At 70.2% G+C, this 19075-nt stretch carries 13 protein-coding genes; 10 read left to right on the forward strand and 3 right to left on the reverse strand.

Annotated elements, in window-relative coordinates; genetic code table 11:
- Positions 1-291: 291 nt before the first annotated feature.
- Together OG299_RS23945 and OG299_RS23950 are read left to right on the forward strand one after the other, a co-directional pair.
- Positions 292-969 (forward strand): response regulator transcription factor, encoded by a 678-nt coding sequence (locus OG299_RS23945; RefSeq protein ID WP_266628703.1) that lies wholly within the window; start codon positions 292-294, stop codon positions 967-969.
- A gap of 12 nt (positions 970-981) precedes the next feature.
- Positions 982-2247: a sensor histidine kinase gene (locus OG299_RS23950; RefSeq protein ID WP_266628704.1), complete on the forward strand. Its 1266-nt coding sequence runs from the start codon at positions 982-984 to the stop codon at positions 2245-2247.
- Between the two features lie 91 nt (positions 2248-2338).
- On the opposite strand, the gene OG299_RS23955 is transcribed toward OG299_RS23950, so the two are convergent.
- Positions 2339-2893 carry a GtrA family protein gene (locus OG299_RS23955; protein ID WP_266628705.1) on the reverse strand — a complete coding sequence of 185 codons (555 nt, stop codon included), beginning with the start codon at positions 2891-2893 and terminating at the stop codon, positions 2339-2341.
- A gap of 224 nt (positions 2894-3117) precedes the next feature.
- Here OG299_RS23955 and OG299_RS23960 point away from each other — a divergent pair, with 224 nt between their 5' ends.
- The 4 genes from OG299_RS23960 (at position 3118) to OG299_RS23975 (ending at position 7224) form a co-directional block, all read left to right on the forward strand.
- On the forward strand, positions 3118-4257 hold the full coding sequence (locus OG299_RS23960) for a 5-(carboxyamino)imidazole ribonucleotide synthase (protein WP_327362571.1): 1140 nt from the start codon (positions 3118-3120) through the stop codon (positions 4255-4257).
- Complete coding sequence (gene purE / locus OG299_RS23965) at positions 4254-4790, forward strand: 5-(carboxyamino)imidazole ribonucleotide mutase (RefSeq protein WP_266628709.1); 537 nt, start codon at positions 4254-4256, stop codon at positions 4788-4790. The genes OG299_RS23960 and purE overlap by 4 nt, the downstream gene beginning before the upstream one ends.
- Entirely contained in the window at positions 4787-5983 is a 1197-nt protein-coding gene (locus OG299_RS23970; RefSeq protein ID WP_327362572.1) for a dipeptidase, read from the forward strand. Before purE ends, OG299_RS23970 begins: the two co-directional genes overlap by 4 nt.
- A gap of 137 nt (positions 5984-6120) precedes the next feature.
- Positions 6121-7224 carry a dipeptidase gene (locus OG299_RS23975; protein WP_266628713.1) on the forward strand — a complete coding sequence of 368 codons (1104 nt, stop codon included), beginning with the start codon at positions 6121-6123 and terminating at the stop codon, positions 7222-7224.
- Between the two features lie 16 nt (positions 7225-7240).
- On the opposite strand, the gene OG299_RS23980 is transcribed toward OG299_RS23975, so the two are convergent.
- On the reverse strand, positions 7241-8584 hold the full coding sequence (locus OG299_RS23980) for a UDP-glucose dehydrogenase family protein (RefSeq protein ID WP_266628714.1): 1344 nt from the start codon (positions 8582-8584) through the stop codon (positions 7241-7243).
- A gap of 216 nt (positions 8585-8800) precedes the next feature.
- Between OG299_RS23980 and OG299_RS23985 the strand changes: the two genes are divergently transcribed.
- The 4 genes from OG299_RS23985 to OG299_RS24000 all read left to right on the forward strand — a co-directional run bounded on the left by OG299_RS23985 (position 8801) and on the right by OG299_RS24000 (position 17612).
- The gene (locus OG299_RS23985) at positions 8801-9958 is read left to right on the forward strand and encodes an acyl-CoA dehydrogenase family protein (protein ID WP_266628716.1); all 1158 of its coding nucleotides are present in this window, start codon (positions 8801-8803) and stop codon (positions 9956-9958) included.
- 510 nt (positions 9959-10468) lie between these two features.
- The gene (locus OG299_RS23990; RefSeq protein WP_327362573.1) at positions 10469-15256 is read left to right on the forward strand and encodes a DUF6531 domain-containing protein; all 4788 of its coding nucleotides are present in this window, start codon (positions 10469-10471) and stop codon (positions 15254-15256) included.
- Between the two features lie 30 nt (positions 15257-15286).
- Positions 15287-16381 carry a hypothetical protein gene (locus OG299_RS23995; RefSeq protein WP_327362574.1) on the forward strand — a complete coding sequence of 365 codons (1095 nt, stop codon included), beginning with the start codon at positions 15287-15289 and terminating at the stop codon, positions 16379-16381.
- Positions 16382-16526: 145 nt separating this feature from the next.
- Positions 16527-17612 carry a mannose-1-phosphate guanylyltransferase gene (locus tag OG299_RS24000; protein ID WP_266633505.1) on the forward strand — a complete coding sequence of 362 codons (1086 nt, stop codon included), beginning with the start codon at positions 16527-16529 and terminating at the stop codon, positions 17610-17612.
- Positions 17613-17661: 49 nt separating this feature from the next.
- Here OG299_RS24000 and OG299_RS24005 read toward each other — a convergent pair whose 3' ends face one another.
- Positions 17662-19017, reverse strand: coding sequence for an LCP family protein (locus OG299_RS24005; protein ID WP_327362575.1), 1356 nt, complete (start codon positions 19015-19017; stop codon positions 17662-17664).
- Positions 19018-19075: the final 58 nt, after the last annotated feature.

Here is a 19075-nt window from a genome sequence, read left to right on the forward strand (position 1 = left end):
TCACTGTCACCGAAGTCGAAGAGGCAGGTCGTCAAGACCCCCTGATCGATCCGGACAGAATCGAGACCTTCGGCTCGCTTTTCGGCGCAAAGGTCTCAGAGGTAGTGCATCAGGCGTCTCGCCACCATACGACACGACACTGCGGCATATGAATGGACTTGAGACATGGATCACAGGCAGACAGGGAACCGTTTGGCCACATTCGAAGGCCGCCCTCGGACATAAGACCAGATCGGCAGGGGTGTGCAGGTGCGCCCCTCCACATCGTCCCCGCGGACTACCATCACCCACATGACGCGTGTACTGCTCGCCGAGGACGACGCATCCATCTCGGAGCCCCTGGCCCGCGCCCTGCGCCGGGAAGGGTACGAGGTCGAGGTCCGGGAGGACGGCCCCACCGCCCTGGACGCAGGACTGCAGGGCGGCGTCGACCTCGTCGTCCTGGATCTGGGCCTGCCCGGCATGGACGGCCTCGAGGTCGCCCGCCGGCTGCGCGCCGAGGGCCACGGCTTCCCCATTCTGGTGCTCACCGCCCGGGCGGACGAGGTCGACACGGTCGTCGGCCTGGACGCCGGCGCCGACGACTACGTGACCAAGCCCTTCCGCCTCGCCGAACTGCTGGCCCGGGTCCGGGCCCTGCTGCGGCGCGGCGCCAACGACGCCACCCAGTCCCCCGCCACCCACGGCGTACGGATCGACGTCGAGTCGCACCGCGCCTGGATGGGGGAGGAGGAGCTCCAGCTCACGGCCAAGGAGTTCGACCTGCTGCGGGTCCTGGTCCGCGACGCCGGCCGGGTCGTCACCCGCGACCAGCTGATGCGCGAGGTGTGGGACACCACCTGGTGGTCCTCCACCAAGACCCTCGACATGCACATCTCCTGGCTCCGCAAGAAGCTGGGCGACGACGCCGCGAACCCGCGCTACATCGCCACCGTCCGGGGCGTCGGCTTCCGCTTCGAGAAGAGCTAGCGGCACCGGAGCATGCGCCGCCGCCTGATCAACTCCACGCTCGCCGTGGTGCTCGTCGTCATCGCCGTCTTCGGGATCTCCCTCGTGATCGTGGAGACCCGGACGATCACCAGCAGCGCCCAGGACCGCATCGAGTCCGAGGCGCTGCGCCTGGTCGGCATCGTCGAGGCGAGCGTCCTGGAGCACAAGCCCATCGACGCCCAGGCCCTCGCCGAGCAGCTGGACATGGGCCGCTACGCCCGGATCACCGTCCCCGGGCAGTCGCCCGTGGACGTCGGCGACCGGATCCCCGACAGCGTCATCCGCGGCACCGCCAAGGGCGAGCAGGGCGAGATCGTCGTCGTCGAGGAGTCCCGCTCGACCGTGACCCGCGAGGTCGGGCGGACCCTGGCCGTGGTCGGCGCGGTGGCGCTGCTCGCCGTCGTGGCGGCCGTCCTGCTCGCCGTACGGCAGGCCAACCGGCTGGCCTCCCCGCTCACCGACCTGGCCGAGACGGCCGAGCGGCTGGGCTCCGGCGACCCGCGGCCCCGGCACAAGCGGTACGGGGTCCCCGAGCTGGACCGGGTCGCGGACGTGCTGGACTCCAGCGCCGAGCGGATCGGCCGGATGCTGACCGCCGAGCGGCGGCTGGCCGCGGACGCCTCGCACCAGCTGCGCACCCCCCTCACGGCCCTGTCGATGCGGCTGGAGGAGATCACGGTCACCGACGACCTGGAGACCGTGCGGGAGGAGGCGAGCATCGCCCTCACCCAGGTGGAGCGGCTCACGGACGTGGTCGAACGGCTGCTGACGAACTCGCGGGACCCGCGGACGGGCTCGGCGGTCCCCTTCGACCTGGACGAGGTCGTCAAGCAGCAGGTGGAGGAGTGGCGGCCGGCCTACCGCAGCGCGGGCCGGGCCATCGTGCGCTCCGGCAAGACGGGCATGCGGGCCGTCGGCACCCCGGGCGCGGTCTCGCAGGTGCTGGCCACGCTCGTGGAGAACGCGCTGATGCACGGGGGCGGCACGGTCGCGCTGCGCACCCGGGTGATCGGGAACCAGGCGGTGCTGGAGGTCACGGACGAGGGGCCGGGGGTCCCGCCGGACCTCGGCAACCGGATCTTCGAGCGGGCGATCAGCGGCCGCAATTCCACCGGGATCGGTCTGGCGGTGGCCCGGGACCTCGCGGAGGCCGACGGGGGGCGCCTGGAGCTGCTGCAGACGCAGCCGCCGGTGTTCGCGCTGTTCCTGAGCCGGACGGCGCCGGCGCGGCCGGAACCGGAGCAGACGGTCCGCTGAGCGGCGGACGGTGTGCCGAGCCGGCGGACGGTGGCCGAGTCGGGTGGACCGGTGCGCCGAGCCGGGCGGACGCCCGCAGGGGCGCGTACGGCTACTTGCCGGCGGGCTCGGGGGCCCGTGCGGCGCTCGGGCCGCTCTCGGCTCCGCCGCGCGGCGCGGCGAGCGCCGAGGCCGGGGCCTGGGCCGCGGCCGGGGCCTGCGCGGGTTCCGGCAGGGCCTTGAAGACCCAGGTCCGGTACGACCAGAAGCGGAACACGGTGGCCGTGCCGATGCCGATGAACTTGAACACGTTCGTGGCGAGCGGGCCGTCCCAGCCGAACCCGTAGGTGGCCGTGTACAGCACGCCGTTCTCGATCACCAGGCCGATCACGCTGAAGGCCACGAACAGCGGCAGCTCGCGGGAGCTCCCGGTGCGCGCGCGGTCGCGGTAGGTGAAGTACCGGAAGCCGATGTAGTTGGTGACGATGGCCACGACGGTGGCTATGACGCTCGCCCGGACGACCTGCAGGTCCGTCGTGTGGCGGATGAGGTTGAAGACACCCAGGTTGACGAGCACGCCCACGCCGCCGACGGCCCCGAACTTCGCGACCTCGCGGCCCAGGCCGCGGAGGCGGTCGAGTGCGGATCCCTGCTGCGGGGTGCTCATGTGATGGATCGGTCCTGTCCTTCGCCGCCCCGCGCGGAGGCGTCCGTGGAGGCGTCTGCCGCCTTCGGTCAACCCAGCCATGCTAAGTGTCGTCCCACCGGCCCGTCTGTGCCTTCGCACACCGTGCGACGCACGGCACACGAGGGCGTGACGACGACGCGCGCCGATGAGTACGGGCCAGGGCCATGTCCGGATGGCGGAATACCGGCGGATACTCTGGAGGGGTGACGTTCCCGGTAGTCGGCATGGTCGGCGGCGGACAGCTCGCCCGCATGACCCACGAGGCGGGCATCCCCCTCGGCATCAGATTCAAGCTCCTCAGTGACACCCCACAGGACTCGGCGGCCCAGGTCGTGAGCGATGTCGTCATCGGCGACTATCGCGATCTGGAGACGTTGCGCGCCTTCGCGCGCGGCTGCGATGTGATCACTTTCGACCACGAGCACGTGCCCATCGCACACTTGCGGGCCCTGGAAGCGGACGGCATCCCCGTCCGCCCGGGGCCCGACGCGTTGATGCACGCCGCGGACAAGGGGGTGATGCGCGCCAAGCTCGACGAGATCGGCGTCCCGAGCCCCCGCCACCGGATCGTGAGCGATCCGGCGGACGCGGCCGCCTTCGCGCAGGAGGTGGGCGGCTTCCCGGTCATCCTCAAGACCGTGCGCGGCGGCTACGACGGCAAGGGCGTGTGGTTCGTGCGCACCCCCGAGGACGCAGAGGCCCCCTTCAAGGCGGGCGTCCCGGTCCTGGCGGAGGAGAAGGTCGACTTCGTCCGCGAGCTCGCGGCGAACATCGTCCGCTCCCCGCACGGCCAGGCCGTGGCCTATCCCGTCGTCGAGTCCGTCCAGGTGGACGGCGTGTGCGACACGGTGATCGCCCCCGCCCCGAACCTCTCCGAGGCCCTCGCGGGCGAGGCCCAGGCCCTCGCCCTGCGCATCGCCAAGGAGCTCGGCGTCACCGGCCACCTGGCCGTGGAGCTGTTCGAGACCGCCGACGGCCGGATCCTCGTCAACGAACTGGCGATGCGCCCGCACAACAGCGGCCACTGGACCCAGGACGGCGCGATCACCTCCCAGTTCGCCAACCATGTCCGCGCGGTCCTGGACCTCCCCCTGGGCGACCCCCGCCCCCGGGCCCGCTGGACGGTCATGGCGAACGTGCTCGGCGGCGACTACCCCGACATGTACGCGGCGTACCTGCACTGCATGGCCCACGACCCGCAGCTCAAGATCCACATGTACGGCAAGGACGTGAAACACGGCCGCAAGGTCGGCCACGTCAACACCTACGGCGACGACCTGGACGATGTGCTGGAACGCGCACGCCACGCAGCCGGCTACCTCAGAGGAACGATCACCGCATGAGCACCTCCCCCGCAGGTCCCGTCGTCGGCATCGTCATGGGCTCGGACTCCGACTGGCCCGTCATGGAGGCCGCCGCCCAGGCCCTCGACGAGTTCGAGATCCCGTACGAGGTCGACGTCGTCTCCGCGCACCGGATGCCGCGCGAGATGGTCGCGTACGGGGAGCAGGCCGCCGAGCGCGGCCTGAAGGCGATCATCGCCGGCGCCGGCGGGGCCGCCCACCTGCCCGGCATGCTCGCCTCGGTGACCCCGCTGCCCGTCATCGGCGTCCCCGTGCCGCTGAAGTACCTCGACGGCATGGACTCCCTGCTGTCGATCGTCCAGATGCCCGCAGGGGTTCCCGTCGCCACCGTTTCCGTCGCCGGGGCGCGCAACGCCGGGCTGCTGGCCGTACGGATGCTGGCCGCCCACGACCCCGAGCTCCTCACCCGGATGAAGGACTTCCAGCAGGAGCTGAACGACCAGGCCACCGAGAAGGGCAAGCGGCTGCGGACGAAGGTCGCGGGCGCGGAGTCCTTCGGGTTCGGCAAGTGAGCGCGGCGCAGACGTCCGTGGCGTCGGACCGCCTGGCCGAGGCCCGCGAGCTGCTCGCCGAGCACCCGGTGGTCGACGGGCACAACGACCTGCCGTGGGCCCTGCGCGAGCAGGTCCGCTACGACCTGGCGCAGCGCGACATCGCCGGCGACCAGCGCGGCCTGCTGCACACCGACATCCCGCGGCTGCGCGCCGGCGGCGTCGGCGCGCAGTTCTGGTCGGTCTACGTCCGCTCCGACTTCGCCGGCGACGAGGCGGTCAGCGCCACCCTGGAGCAGATCGACGCCGTCGCCCAGCTGATCGACCGTTACCCGGCGGACCTGGTGAGGGCGCTGACGGCGGACGACATGGAGGCGGCCCGCGCCGACGGCCGGATCGCCTCGCTGATGGGCGCCGAGGGCGGCCACTCCATCAACAACTCGCTCGCCACGCTGCGCGCCCTGCACCAGCTGGGCGTGCGGTACATGACGCTCACGCACAACGACACGATCGACTGGGCGGACTCGGCGACCGACGAGCCGCGCCACGGCGGCCTGAGCGACTTCGGCCGCGAGGTCGTCCGCGAGATGAACCGCATCGGCATGCTCGTCGACCTCTCGCACGTCGCCGCGACGACGATGCGCGACGCCCTCGCCGTCTCGGCCGCGCCGGTGATCTTCTCCCACTCGTCCTCGCTGGCGATGTGCGACCACCCGCGCAACATCCCGGACGACGTGCTGGCGCAGCTGCCGGCCAACGGCGGCGTCGCGATGGCCACGTTCGTACCGAAGTTCATCCTCCCGGCAGCGGTCGAGTGGACCCTGGCCGCGGACGAGAACCTGCGGGCGCACGGCTTCCACCACCTGGACACCTCGCCCGAGGCGATGGCCCTGCACCGCGCCTTCGAGGCGCAGCGGCCGCGCCCGGTGGCCACGGCCGCCACGGTGGCCGACCACCTCGACCACATGCGCGAGGTGGCCGGCGTCGACCACATCGGCATCGGCGGCGACTACGACGGCACGGCCTTCACCCCGGCCGGGCTGGACGACGTGGCCGGCTACCCGAACCTGATCGCGGAGCTGCTCACGCGCGGCTGGTCGCACGCCGACCTGGCCAAGCTGACCTGGGCCAACGCGGTACGGGCGCTGCGCGACGCCGAGGCGGTGGCGCGCGGGCTCTCCGCGTCCCGCGGCCCGTCCAACGCGGTCCTGTAGCCGCCACCCGGCGGCTGTGGCGAGGGGTGTGACCTGCGGGTTACACCCGAACGCCACATCCGCCGGGCGATCGGGCCGTCCGGCGTGTCACGGTGGCAGCATCCCTCCCTGCTGCCGCCGAGACCGGAGCGAACGCCATGGCCGACCTGCAGGATGAACAGAACGCCGCGTACACCGCGCACACCGCTTACACCGCCGATACGGCCCCCGCGGGCCCCGGCTCCGCCGGAGCCGAGGACCTGCCCGCCGCGGTACCGGGCAGCGCCCTGGAGCGGGCCGTCGCCCTGCTGTCCGTGCATCCCGTCGCCGACGGGCACAACACACTGGTCTGGACCCTGCGCCAGAGCCCGTACCACGACATCGACACCCCGGACAGCGGAGTCGACACCGACATCCCGCGGCTGCGCGCCGGCGGGGTCGGCGCCCAGTTCTGGTCGCTGCTGCTGCCGCACGAGGCCGCGGCCGGCGACCAGGTGGTGGCCGACGCCCTCGAACAGATCGACGTGGCGCTCACCCTGATGCGCCTTTATCCCGACGGCCTGTGCCTCGCGCTGACCGCGGACGACATGGCCGATGCCCGCAACCGGGGCCGGATCGCCTCGTTCCTGGGCCCCGTGTCCGGCCGTACGCTGACCGATTCGCTGGGCGCCCTGCGTGCGTTCCACGCCCTGGGCGTACGGGTCCTCGCGCCCGCGGGAGCGCCCTGGGCCGACCATGACCTGACGCCCTTCGGCCACGAGGTGGTCCGGGAGATGAACCGGCTGGCGATGCTGGTGGACCTGACCGGCTGTACGCCGGAGGTGGCCTGCCAGCTCGCGGGGGCCTCCAAGGCCCCGGTGATCGCCTCGCACACCGCGGCGGCCGCGCTGAACCGGCATCCGGCCAATGTGACCGACGAGGTCCTGCTGGCCCTGCGGGCGGCGAACGGTCTGGCGATGGTGACCTTCGACGCCGAACAGACCGGGGACTCGCTGCACGCCGTCGCCGACCACGTGGAACACGTACGGGCCGTCGCGGGCCCGCACTGCGTGGGCCTCGGCGCCACCTTCGGCTCCGAGCAGGGCGCGCCCCGGCCGGCCGGCCTGACCGACCCCTCGGGCTATCCGCGGCTGATCGCGGAGCTGCTCGAGCGGGGCTGGTCGGAGACCGACCTGGCCTTGCTGACCTGGGACAACGCCCAGCGGGTGCTACGCGACGCGGAGTTCACGGCCCGAGCCGCCCAGCACCGCAGACCGGCGTAGGGCGGGTGGCACCCCCCTAGGCGCGGGGGCGGCCCATCGCACGGTACGTCCAGCCGGCCGCGCGCCAGCGGTCGGTGTCGAGGGCGTTGCGGCCGTCGAGGATCAGGCGGTCGGTGACGACCTCGCCCAGCTCCACCGGGTCGAGGTCGCGGAACTCGCGCCATTCGGTGAGGTGCAGGACGACCTCCGCGCCGCGGGCCGCCTCCAGCGCCGAGTCCGCGTACCCGAGCGTCGGGAAGACGCGGCGGGCGTTGTCCATGCCCTTCGGGTCGTAGACGGTGACCTGGCCGCCCTGGAGGTGGATCTGCCCGGCCACGTTCAGCGCGGGGGAGTCGCGGACGTCGTCGGAGTCCGGCTTGAAGGTGGCGCCCAGCACCGCGACGCGCTTGCCGAGGAAGGACCCGCCCACGGCCTCGCGGGCCAGCTCGACCATGTGGCCGCGGCGGCGCATGTTGATGGAGTCGACCTCGCGCAGGAAGGTCAGCGCCTGGTCCGCGCCGAGCTCGCCGGCGCGCGCCATGAAGGCCCGGATGTCCTTGGGAAGGCAGCCGCCGCCGAAGCCGATGCCGGCGCGCAGGAACTTCGAGCCGATCCGCTCGTCGTGGCCGATGGCCTCGGCCAGCTTGACCACGTCGCCGCCGGCGGCCTCGCAGACCTCCGCCATCGCGTTGATGAAGGAGATCTTCGTGGCGAGGAAGGAGTTGGCGGCGGTCTTGACGAGCTCGGCCGTCGGGAAGTCGGTCACCACCAGCGGGGTGCCCTCCGCCATCGGCGTCTCGTACACCTCGCGCAGCAGCTTCTCGGCGCGCTCGCCCTGGACGCCGATCACGATCCGGTCGGGGTGCAGGGTGTCCTGCACGGCGAAGCCCTCCCGCAGGAACTCCGGGTTCCACGCCAGCTCGACCCCGTCGCCGGCCGGGGCCAGCTCGGCCAGCTTCGCGGCGAGCCGCTCCGCCGAGCCCACCGGCACGGTGGACTTGCCGACGACCAGCACCGGCCGGGTCAGGTGCGGGGCCAGCGACTGCATCGCGGAGTCGACGTAACTCATGTCGCACGCGTACTCGCCGTGCTTCTGCGGGGTGTTCACGCAGACGAAGTGGACGTCGCCGAAGGCGCCGACCTCCTCCCAGGACTGCGTGAAGCGCAGCCGCCCGGTGGAGCCCGGCAGGCCCGCGACGTGCTGGGCGAGGAGTTCCTCGAGCCCGGGCTCGTACATCGGCACCCGGCCGGCGGACAGCATCTCGATCTTCTCCGGGACCACGTCCAGCCCGAGCACCTCGAAGCCCAGCTCGGCCATCGCGGCGGCATGGGTCGCGCCGAGGTAGCCGGTGCCGATCACAGTGATCCTGAGGGGGGCCATGGGTGCTCCAGAGGTGCGGGGCCGTTTGCGGCCACTGAGCATAGTCGGGCCGGTCCGCGGGGACGTTCCCCAGGAGACCCGGCTGTCACGCAGCTCACGTACCCCGTACATATCGCTGCCAGGACGCCGGACACTAAGATTTGGGTTACTTAACGGTAGTTAGCATGACGCAGCGCACACACATCGCACGCGCATCACACTTGGGGAGTGAGAGTCTTGGCGGGTTCTGCCGACTTCGACCTGTACCGCCCGGCCGAGGAGCACGACATGCTCCGCGAGTCCGTCCGCTCGCTCGCCGAGGCGAAGATCCTGCCGTTCGCAGCCGCGGTCGACGAGGAGGCGCGCTTCCCGCAGGAGGCCCACGACGCGCTCGTCGCCAACGACCTGCACGCCGTCCACGTTCCCGAGATCTACGGCGGCGCCGGCGCCGACGCCCTCGCCACCGTGATCGTGATCGAGGAGGTGGCCCGCGTCTGCGCCTCCTCCTCCCTGATCCCGGCCGTGAACAAGCTCGGCTCGCTCCCGGTGATCCTCTCCGGCTCCGAGGACCTCAAGAAGAAATACCTCGGCCCGCTGGCCAAGGGCGACGGCATGTTCTCGTACTGCCTCTCGGAGCCCGACGCGGGCTCCGACGCCGCCGGCATGAAGACCCGCGCCGTGCGCGACGGGGACTTCTGGGTCCTCAACGGCGTCAAGCGCTGGATCACCAACGCGGGCGTCTCCGAGTACTACACGGTCATGGCCGTGACGGACCCCGAGAAGCGGTCGAAGGGCATCAGCGCCTTCGTCGTCGAGAAGTCCGACGAGGGCGTCTCCTTCGGCGCCCCCGAGAAGAAGCTCGGCATCAAGGGCTCCCCGACCCGCGAGGTCTACCTCGACAACGTGCGGATCCCGGCCGACCGCATGATCGGCGCCGAGGGCACCGGCTTCGCCACCGCGATGAAGACCCTCGACCACACCCGCATCACCATCGCCGCCCAGGCGCTCGGCATCGCCCAGGGCGCCCTGGACTACGCCAAGGGCTACGTCCAGGAGCGCAAGCAGTTCGGCAAGCCGATCGGCGACTTCCAGGGCGTGCAGTTCATGCTCGCGGACATGGCCATGAAGATCGCCGCCGCCCGCGCGCTGACCTACCAGGCGGCCGCCGCCTCGGAGCGCGGCGACGCCGACCTCACCTTCCTCGGCGCAGCGGCGAAGTGCTTCGCCTCGGACGCGGCCATGGAGGTCACCACGGACGCCGTCCAGCTCCTCGGCGGCTACGGCTACACCCGCGACTACCCGGTCGAGCGCATGATGCGCGACGCGAAGATCACCCAGATTTATGAAGGAACGAACCAGGTCCAGCGCATCGTCATGGCGAGGAACCTGCCTTAGCAAGGTTTTCGCAGGTCAGCGGCCCGATCGGGTGATCCGGGAGCTGTGATCAGCTTCCGGTCCGTTCCGGTCCGTTCCGGTCCGGTCGGGTCCCTTCTTGGGCGTCATGCTGGGGGAATCCTGGGCGGACGCTGGTCTTTTAAACCTGCCCTGACCTGCACAAACGAGAAGGCCCCCGGCGTGATGCCGGGGGCCTTTCGTGCGGGCTGGGTCAGGGGATGCGGAGACCGCATCCCGCCATGAGCCAGAGCATCGATCGGTCATCCCGGCGAAGAACGAGAACCGCTGGTGCCGGGTCCGGGCCGACAGCTTCCGGTCCTGCTCCATCCACAACAGCCACTGCTGGCTGCTGCCGGGGCCGTTCGCGTTATTCGGGCTGCCCGGTGGCGTACGTGCCCTTGGCCGACAAGGTGGCCGCGAGTCCGCAGCCGGGTCATCGGATTATCCGTCAGGTTCGTTACGTGGTAGGACTGTTCGATTGATGTTCTGGTTCAACCACGGGGGTGGGGGATGTCTGTCACGCTGCCTGACTGGGCCGACACGCTGCTGGACTTGATCGGTGTGTCCTGGCCGAATGTCGACGAGGACGCCTACCGGGAGATGGCCGACTCGCTCCGCGAGTTCGCGGACGACCTCCTGGATGACGGCCAGCTGGCCAACAACCATGTCGAGCGCCTGCTGTCGGCCAGCAAAGGCGAGTCGATCGAGGCCCTGAACGAGCACTGGAACAAGGTCAAGGGAAAGCACTTCAAGGACATCGCAGGTGCGGCCCGCACCATCGCTGGGGCGATGGATCTGGCCGCCGGTGCGGTTGTCGGTATGAAGACCGCCGCCTTGGTGCAGCTCGGGTACCTCGCCTCCGAAGCGGGTATCGCGCTCTCCCTCATTCCGGTCACCGGCGGTCTGTCGATGCTGATCGGCGCAGGGGCCATGCGCGCAACCCAAGAGGTCATCAAGCGCCTCATCAAGGAATGTGTCGAGGAAGCCGTCGGCTACATCGTCTCAGCGATGACCGAACCGGCCGTCGCGGCCCTGGAGGGCATGGCCGCCGACCTCGTCGTCCAGCTCGGCTCGATGGCACTCGGCTTCCAGGACGGTGTCGACCTCGACCAGACCAAGAACGCAGGCAAGGACGGCTTCCGCGACGGCGTCCAGTCCGGCAAGGAGTCCCTCCACCTCGCCTCCGCAGACGGCAGCGGTTCCGGAAACGGTGGAGGGACCGGCCTGGTCGACCTCCACATCGAGCACTCCGAGCACACCCGTGCCGGCACCAACCTCAACCATGTCAGCACCAACATCCACGGCAAGACCACCGCGAAACTGACCAAGGCCAAGCACCACCACGGCCGCACCCGGGGCCGCGACTCCATCGCCCGGGCCATCGATCCGGTCGCAGACAAGGCCATGGCAGCCCTCACCAAGGCCACCAAGGCCATGGGCGACCACGTCGGCACCACCCTGCCCAAAGCCGTCAAACAGATTTCCGCCGACCACAAGAAGAACGACCAGGCTCTCCATGACGACTTCAACCGCCTGAAGGGCAAGGGCGGCCACGGCGGCAAGGGGCCGGGAGGAAAGGATCCGGCCGGCTACGGCAAGGGTGAGGACTCGGCCCGTACCAAGCCGAACTCGGCTCAGGACGCCAAGGACGCCCCGCGCAGCAACGCCATTTCCCTCGACAAGACCGTCTGCAAAAACGATCCCGTCGACGTGGCCACAGGCAAGATGCTGCTCCCGCAGACGGACCTGACCCTGCCTGCTGTACTGCCCATGGCACTTCGCCGTACACATGTGTCCACGTACCGGTACGGACACTGGTTCGGCCGCAGTTGGGCCTCCACTCTCGACGAACGGATCGAAGTCGACCCGGTCGGCTTCGGTGCTGTCTGGGTCCGGGAGGACGGCTCACTGCTGGTCTACCCGCGGCTTCCCCGTCCGGATGGGGAGCAGGTGATGCCGCTGGAAGGGGATCGGCTGCCTCTTGTCCACGACGGCGAAGACGAGGGCGAGAGTCGGTACACGGTCTTCGACGCGGCCAGCGGGGGCACTCGAACGTTCACCGGCAGCCCCTACCGAGACTCTCCCGCCCACTGGCTGTCCGAAGTCTGCGATCGCAACGGCAACCGCATCCGTTTCAACCGCCGTTCCGACGGAGCCCCCCTCTCGGTTGTCCACTCCGGCGGATACACGGTCAGAGTCGCGGCCGACACCTCCCGCGTCACGGCGCTCGCCCTTGAAGGGCCGGAGGGCGCAGAAACGGTCCTCCGCTACGGCTACGACGAGGCCGGTGACCTTACTTCATTGACCGGTCCGGAGAGTCTCGACACCCCCCCGATGCGGTTCACCTACGACGCCGACAGTCGCGTTACCTCGTGGACCGACCGGAACCTGTCCACGTTCCGGTACGTCTACGACGCGGACGGCCGTGTCGGCAGCACCGTGGGCCCCGACGGCATCCTCTCCTCACACTTCACCTACGACGTACACCCTCAGACAGGGCACCGGGTCACCTGCTACACCGATTCCACCGGCGCCACCACGGTCCTCCACCTCAACGACCGGCTCCAGGTCGTTTCCGAGACCGATCCGCTCGGCCATACGACCCAGCTGACCTGGGACGCATACGACCGCCCCCTGAGCCGTACCGATCCGCTCGGTCAGACAACCGAGTTGACCTGGGACGAAGCGGGGAATCTCACCGCCGTCCGACTCCCGGACGGTTCGGTCTCCACGGCGCGCTACAACGCGCTGAACCAGCCAGTCGAGGTCAGGGCCCCGGACGGCACCGTATGGGAGCAGTACTTCGACGAACTCGGCAACTGCACCGGCACCCGCGGGCCCGACCACGCTCTCACCCGATTCACCCACGACCGCACCGGTGCGGTCGCGTCGTTCACGGATGCTCTCGGCTCCACTACGCACATCCGCGCCAACCGCGCGGGACTTCCCGTGGAGATCACCAGCTCCGACGGGGGTGTCACCACCGTGGAGCGCGATCACCGGGGCCGCCCCACCCGCATCGCCGATCCCGCGGGCAGCGCGCAGCAGTTCACCTGGGATGCGGACGACCGGCTGCTGCACCGCGTCACCGCCGACGGCAGCCGTGAGTCCTGGCGCTGGGATCCTGAGGGCAACTGCCTCGCCCACACTGATGCCCATGGTGGTGTCTCGGCCACCGAGTACGGTCATTTCGACAAGCCGCTCGCCCGTATCGCGGCAGACGGGGCCCGCCATGAGCTGCGCTACGACACCGAACTGCGTCTGGCCCAGGTGACCAACCCGCTCGGACAAAAATGGAGTTACACCTACGACCGCGCGGGACGGCTCGTTGCCGAGGACGACTTCGACGGCCGCCGGACTAGCTACGCCTACGATCAGGCGGGCCGTCTGACCTGCCGTACGAGCTCTCAGGGGGTGTCGGTCGCGTACACCTGGGACTCCATGGACCGGTTGACCTCCCGGGAGGTCGAAGGACACCTCGTCCGCTACGCCTACGACCGGGCCGGCGAGCTCGTCTCCGCCCGGTCGCCGGCCTCCGCCGTCGTCATGGAACGCGACGCCATGGGACGGCTGATCTCCGAAACCGTCGACGGCCGAACCAGCCGCTACAGCTACGACCTGCTGGGCCGCTGCGTCTCCCGCACAACACCCTCGGGTGCTGTCAGCCACACCACCTACGGCGAAGCGGGGGACCGCCTCTCACTCACGACCGACGGACACACGATCGCCTTCACCCACGACGTGCTCGGCCGTGAACTGACCCGCACTTGGGGATCTGAGTCAGCTCCCATCTCCCTGCATACGGCGTGGGACAACCGCAGCCGGCCCGTGAGTCAGTCCGTGGCCAGCGGCGGGACCGCCTCACCCGTCCGGAACTACGCGTATCGCGCCGACGGGTATCCGGTGCGGATCACGGAGTCGGTAGCCGGGGCCAGGTGGGACAAGCAGATCTCACTCGATCCCGTGGGGCGTCCGCTCAGCATCGAAGCACCCGGCTGGACGGAGACGTACGCGTACGACGGCGCGGGCAACCAGACGCAGGCCGACTGGCCGAGAGCAGCCGGCCACAGCGAGGCCCGCGGGTCTCGCACGTACGCCGGAACCCGTGTGACATCCGCAGGTGCTGTCACCTACGAACACGACGCGGCGGGCCGCGTGGTCATGCGACGGTGCACGAGACTCTCCCGCAAGCCCGACATATGGCGCTACACCTACGACGCCGAAGACCGTCTGGTCTCGTGCACCACCCCGGACGGCGCCGTGTGGCATTACTCGTACGACCCACTGGGGCGGCGTACCGCCAAACACCGCATGTCCCCCGACGGCGTGGCGGTCATCGAGACCGTCCAGTTCACATGGGACGGATCTCTGCTGGTCGAGCAGTCCGACTCCGCCACCCGGACCGTGCTCACCTGGGAGTACGAGGGCCACCGCCCGCTGAGCCAGTACGAGCGCCGGGAACTGGACGACGCAGAGGTCGACAGCCGCTTCTTCGCCATCATCACCGACCTGGTCGGTGCGCCGACCGAGCTGGTGGCCGAGTCCGGCGAGACGGCGTGGCGGGCCCGTTCGGCCTGCTGGGGCACGACCGGCTGGGGCAAGGACGCAACCGCGTACACCCCGCTGCGTTTCCCCGGCCAGTACGCCGATCCCGAGACCGGTCTGCACTACAACTACTTCCGCCACTACGACCCGGACACCGCCCGTTACACCAGCCCCGACCCGCTCGGCCTGTCACCAGCGCCCAACCCCTCGACGTATGTCCTCAACCCATGGGCGTGGAGCGACCCATTGGGTCTGGCACCCAAGCGCTGCAAGATGGACGCATACGATTGGGACGGGAGCATCCGCTACGGCCGTCTCGACCACCTCGGACGCCCTACCGGCGTCTATGCCTGCCTTCGCCCCGAAATCCTGGACGCGAAGAAGGGGACGGCCGCCGGCAAGCTCAAGCCCCCGGGCTGGCGTGGCAACGGAACGGACTTCAACGAGGCGCGTGGCCATCTGCTGGCCGATCGGCTCGGCGGAGCCGGGACCGGGACGAAGGCCTATCACAACCTGGTCACACAGACGCAGGACCCCACGAACTCACCGGACCAGCGGGACCAGGTAGAACAGGTGATCTTTGACGCGGTCAAGAAGGGCAATGGTGAAGTCATCCAGTACAGCATCAAGCCCGTCTACGCGGGAGCCAACCCCATACCCATCCGTCTGGATTTCACAGCTTTCGGAAACAAGGGCTTCACCTTCACCCACAGCCTCGAGAACCCTGCGGCCGGCGTCAGGACCGGTGTGTAGCACTCGCCCCGAACAGCAAGTGAGGACCACATGACCCGCACCACCCCGCCCCGCCCGGTCGATGCCGAGGGCCTGTTCCCGGCACTCGCCGGCCACCGCCGTACCAGCACCCGCCTGCACCCGCGCCACGGCTCCCCGAAGGCTGACGACAGTTCGGTGGCCGGCCCGTTTCTGTGGCCCGCGAACGAACCGTGGCCTGTGTGCACCGTGGTCCACCCCAAGGGCTGGGGCCATCGGCTGTCAGACGTGCGCCTGAAGCGGCGGATCCTCGACGAGGCCTGGCACCGGGATCCCGGGGTGGGTCCCACGGACGCCGAACGTGCGGTCCTGGACACCCTTCGGCCAGGACCGCACGCGCCCCAGATCGACGACGCGGACCCGATTCCGCTGCTCGCCGCCGCGCAGCTCTTCGCACGCGACATCCCCGACCTCACCGGACCGGAGGGCTGTGACCTCCTCCAGGTCCTCTGGTGCCCCTTCGAAGTGCACGGCCCCGGCCGGACCATCGACGTCGTGCTGAAGTGGCGGCGTTCCCAAGACGTGGGCGAGGTCCTCGCCGTGATCCCGGAGCCTGTGGTGGTGGGCAGGGCCGAATGCGTTCCGAACACGTGCGAGCTCCACCCCGAACAAGTGGTGGAGCACGAGTACGAAGGTCTGCTGGACGAAGACCTTCAGGAGGCCATCGAAGCGTGGGAGGAAGGAAACGACGAAGAGGACGACGACGCCTTCGAGTCCTCGGCCCCCTCCAGCTTCGACACGTACGAGGAGTACGAGGCCGCCATGGCCGCCGCGCGCGCGGATGAGGAGGGGGAGAAGGAGGTCACCTACCGGGGCGACCTGTCCATCGCACCCGGTTGGAAGGTCGGCGGCTTCGCATCGTGGCACCTCACCGACCCGGCGCACATCGGTTGCGGGGTCTGCGGAACAATGATGCCTCCCTTGCTCACCGTGGCCGGCGGTGAATGGGACGGAGCCTGCGAGAGCTGGATCCCGCTGGAGGACCAGGACTCCGTACCGGACGACCGGATCAGTGACCCGGCGGGCGTCTACCTCGGCCGCGGCCTCATGCGCGTCCACACCTGCCCCGCCACCCCTACGCATCCGCACCGGCTCAGCTTCCAGTAGAAGGACCCTGGCGGGCTTTCAGGAGGGCGTCAGCACCTGTCTGCAGGAGGCGGCGAGCACAATTCGGCCGCCTCCGGCCTGTGCCGCCTCCCGGATGGGCTAACTTGGGAGACCTTCGGACTCCCGAACCGGGTGGGGAGAAACAATTTTGGAAGCCATCCTGCTGGTCGGGGGGCAGGGGACGCGTCTGCGCCCCGTCACGGTCAACACCCCCAAGCCGATGGTGCGCGCGGCCGGGGTTCCCTTCCTCGCCCACCAGATAGCCAGGGCCGCCGCCGCAGGCGTCACGCACATCGTGATGGCCACCTGCTACCTCGCCGAGGTCTTCGAGCCGTACTTCGGTGACGGCTCCGCCTTCGGCGTCTCGCTCGAGTACGTCGTCGAGGACGAGCCGCTCGGCACCGGCGGAGCCATCCGCAACGCAGCGCAGCGGCTCACCGGCGGACCGGACTCCTCCGTCCTCGTCTTCAACGGCGACATCCTCACGGGCCTGGACATCGCCGGGCTCGTCGACTCCCACCGGGCGGCCGCGGCCGACGTCTCCCTGCACCTGGTGCGGGTGGAGGACCCGCGGGCCTTCGGCCTGGTCCCCACCGACCCCGAGGGGCGGGTGCTGGCCTTCACCGAGAAGCCGCAGACCCCCGAGGAGATCATCACCGACCAGATCAACGCCGGCTGCTACGTCTTCCGCCGCAGCGTGATCGACTCGATTCCGGCCGGGCGTCCCGTCTCCGTCGAGCGCGAGACCTTCCCCGGCCTGCTCGCCTCCGGGGCCAGGCTCCACGGGGTCACCGAGAACACGTACTGGCTGGACCTCGGCAAGCCCGAGTCCTTCGTCCAGGCGTCGGCCGACCTCGTCCGCGGAGTCGTCCCCTCCCCGGCCGTCCCGGGACCGCGCGGCGAGTCCCTGGTGCTCCCGGGCGCCGAGGTGGCCGCCGGGGCCAAGCTCTCCGGAGGCACCGTCGTGGGCGCCGGGGCCCGTATCGCCGCGGGCGCGGTCGTCGAGGGCTCCATCGTGCTCGACGACGCGGTCATCGGCCCGGACACCCAGGTCCGCGCCAGCCTGATCGGCGTCGGCGCCTCGGTGGGAACGCGCACCGTACTGGACGGCGCGGTCCTCGGGGACGGGGCCGTCGTCGGCTCGGACAACGAACTGCGCGCGGGCGCGCGGGTGTGGTGCGGGGCCGAACTGCCCTCCGCGGCAGTCCGCTTCTCCTCCGACCGGTCTTGACGTACGACGATGCCGCCGACCCCCGGGTCGGCGGCATCGTCATGTCCGGCTAGTCGGCCGTGACGGTGACCTTCTCGTCGTTCTGGATCTGCTTGACGAGCTGCTGCACCTTCGGCTTGTCCCAGAGCAGGTTGCCGCCCCGCTCGCCCGCGATCGGCATGTTCATCGACACGCCCTCGCCGCCGCTGATCCCCTTCATCGCGAAGAACATGTCGGCCAGGTCCCACAGGGACATGTCCTTGTCCACGATCAGCGTGTCCAGGCCCGCGCCCAGCACCGGGTACAGCTTGAACGGGTTGAGGATCGTGCCCGGCGTCGCCGCCTGGTTGGCCAGCGTCGACAGGAACTTCTGCTGGTTCTTCGTACGCGCCAGGTCCGACTCGGCGAACGCGTACCGGGTCCGGACGAAGGCCAGCGCCTGGCTGCCGTTGAGGGTCTGCTCGCCGGCCTTGAAGTCGGCGCCCGACTTCTCGTCCTTGAAGCCCTTCTCGATGTTCATGTCGACACCGCCGAGCGCGTCCACGATGTTCGCGAAGCCGGCGAAGCCGATCTCCGCGTAGTGGTCGATGCGCAGGCCCGTGTTGTGCTCCACGGTCCGCACCAGCAGGGTCGGGCCGTCCTCCGCGTACGCCGCGTTCAGCTTGGTGTGCCGGCCCGTGCCCTCGCGCTTCTTCCCGGACTCGGACCCGACGAAGGACGGGATCTCCACGTCCGAGTCGCGCGGCAGCGAGATCATCGTGTTGCCGCTGGAGCAGGCCGCCAGGATCATCATCGAGTCGGTGCGCTTGCCCTCGGCCGAGCCGGTGTGGAGCTTCTTCTTGTCCTCGTCGGACAGGCCCTCGCGGCTGTCGGAGCCCACGACCAGGTACGTCGTGCAGTCGCCCTCCTTCGGGCGCTCGATGACCTTGGAGAGGTCGACCTCGCGGCGCACCTTGGAGTCGGCCCAGAAGTAGGTCCCGACGGTGGTCGCCAGCAGCGCCGTGACCAGCACGATCGAGCCGATCTTGATCCGCTTGCGCCAGTCCGGGGCCGGCCCGGCCGGTCGGCGGCCCGGCCCGCCGGGACCCCCCGGGCCACCGGGCCCGCTCGGAGCACCCGGACCGCCCGGGCCCGCGGGGCTGGTCTGCGGGCGCCCGTAGACGTGGCCGGTGTTGTAGCCGCTGTCGTAGCCGTCGTACGTGTCGTGGCCCGGGGCCTGCTGCGGAGGTACCCCGTGCGCGGGCGGCTGCCCGGGCCGGGCCGGCGGCTGCGCCGGTCGCTGCGGTTGCTGCTGCGGCGGCACCGGCCGCTGCTGCCGGCGCTGGACGTGCGGCATCCGCCGGGCACCCTCCGGCTGCGCCTGCGCGCTGCCGTGTCCGTACCGGTCGTCGCCGCTGTCGTTGCGCCCCTGGGGCCACTCACTCATGCCGCCTAGGATGCCTGGCCGGGCGGGGTGGCCGACAGTCCGGGCGGGGCTTCGTTCC

It is taken from the genome of Streptomyces sp. NBC_01296 (assembly GCF_035984415.1).
In the GTDB taxonomy this organism is placed as follows: domain Bacteria; phylum Actinomycetota; class Actinomycetes; order Streptomycetales; family Streptomycetaceae; genus Streptomyces.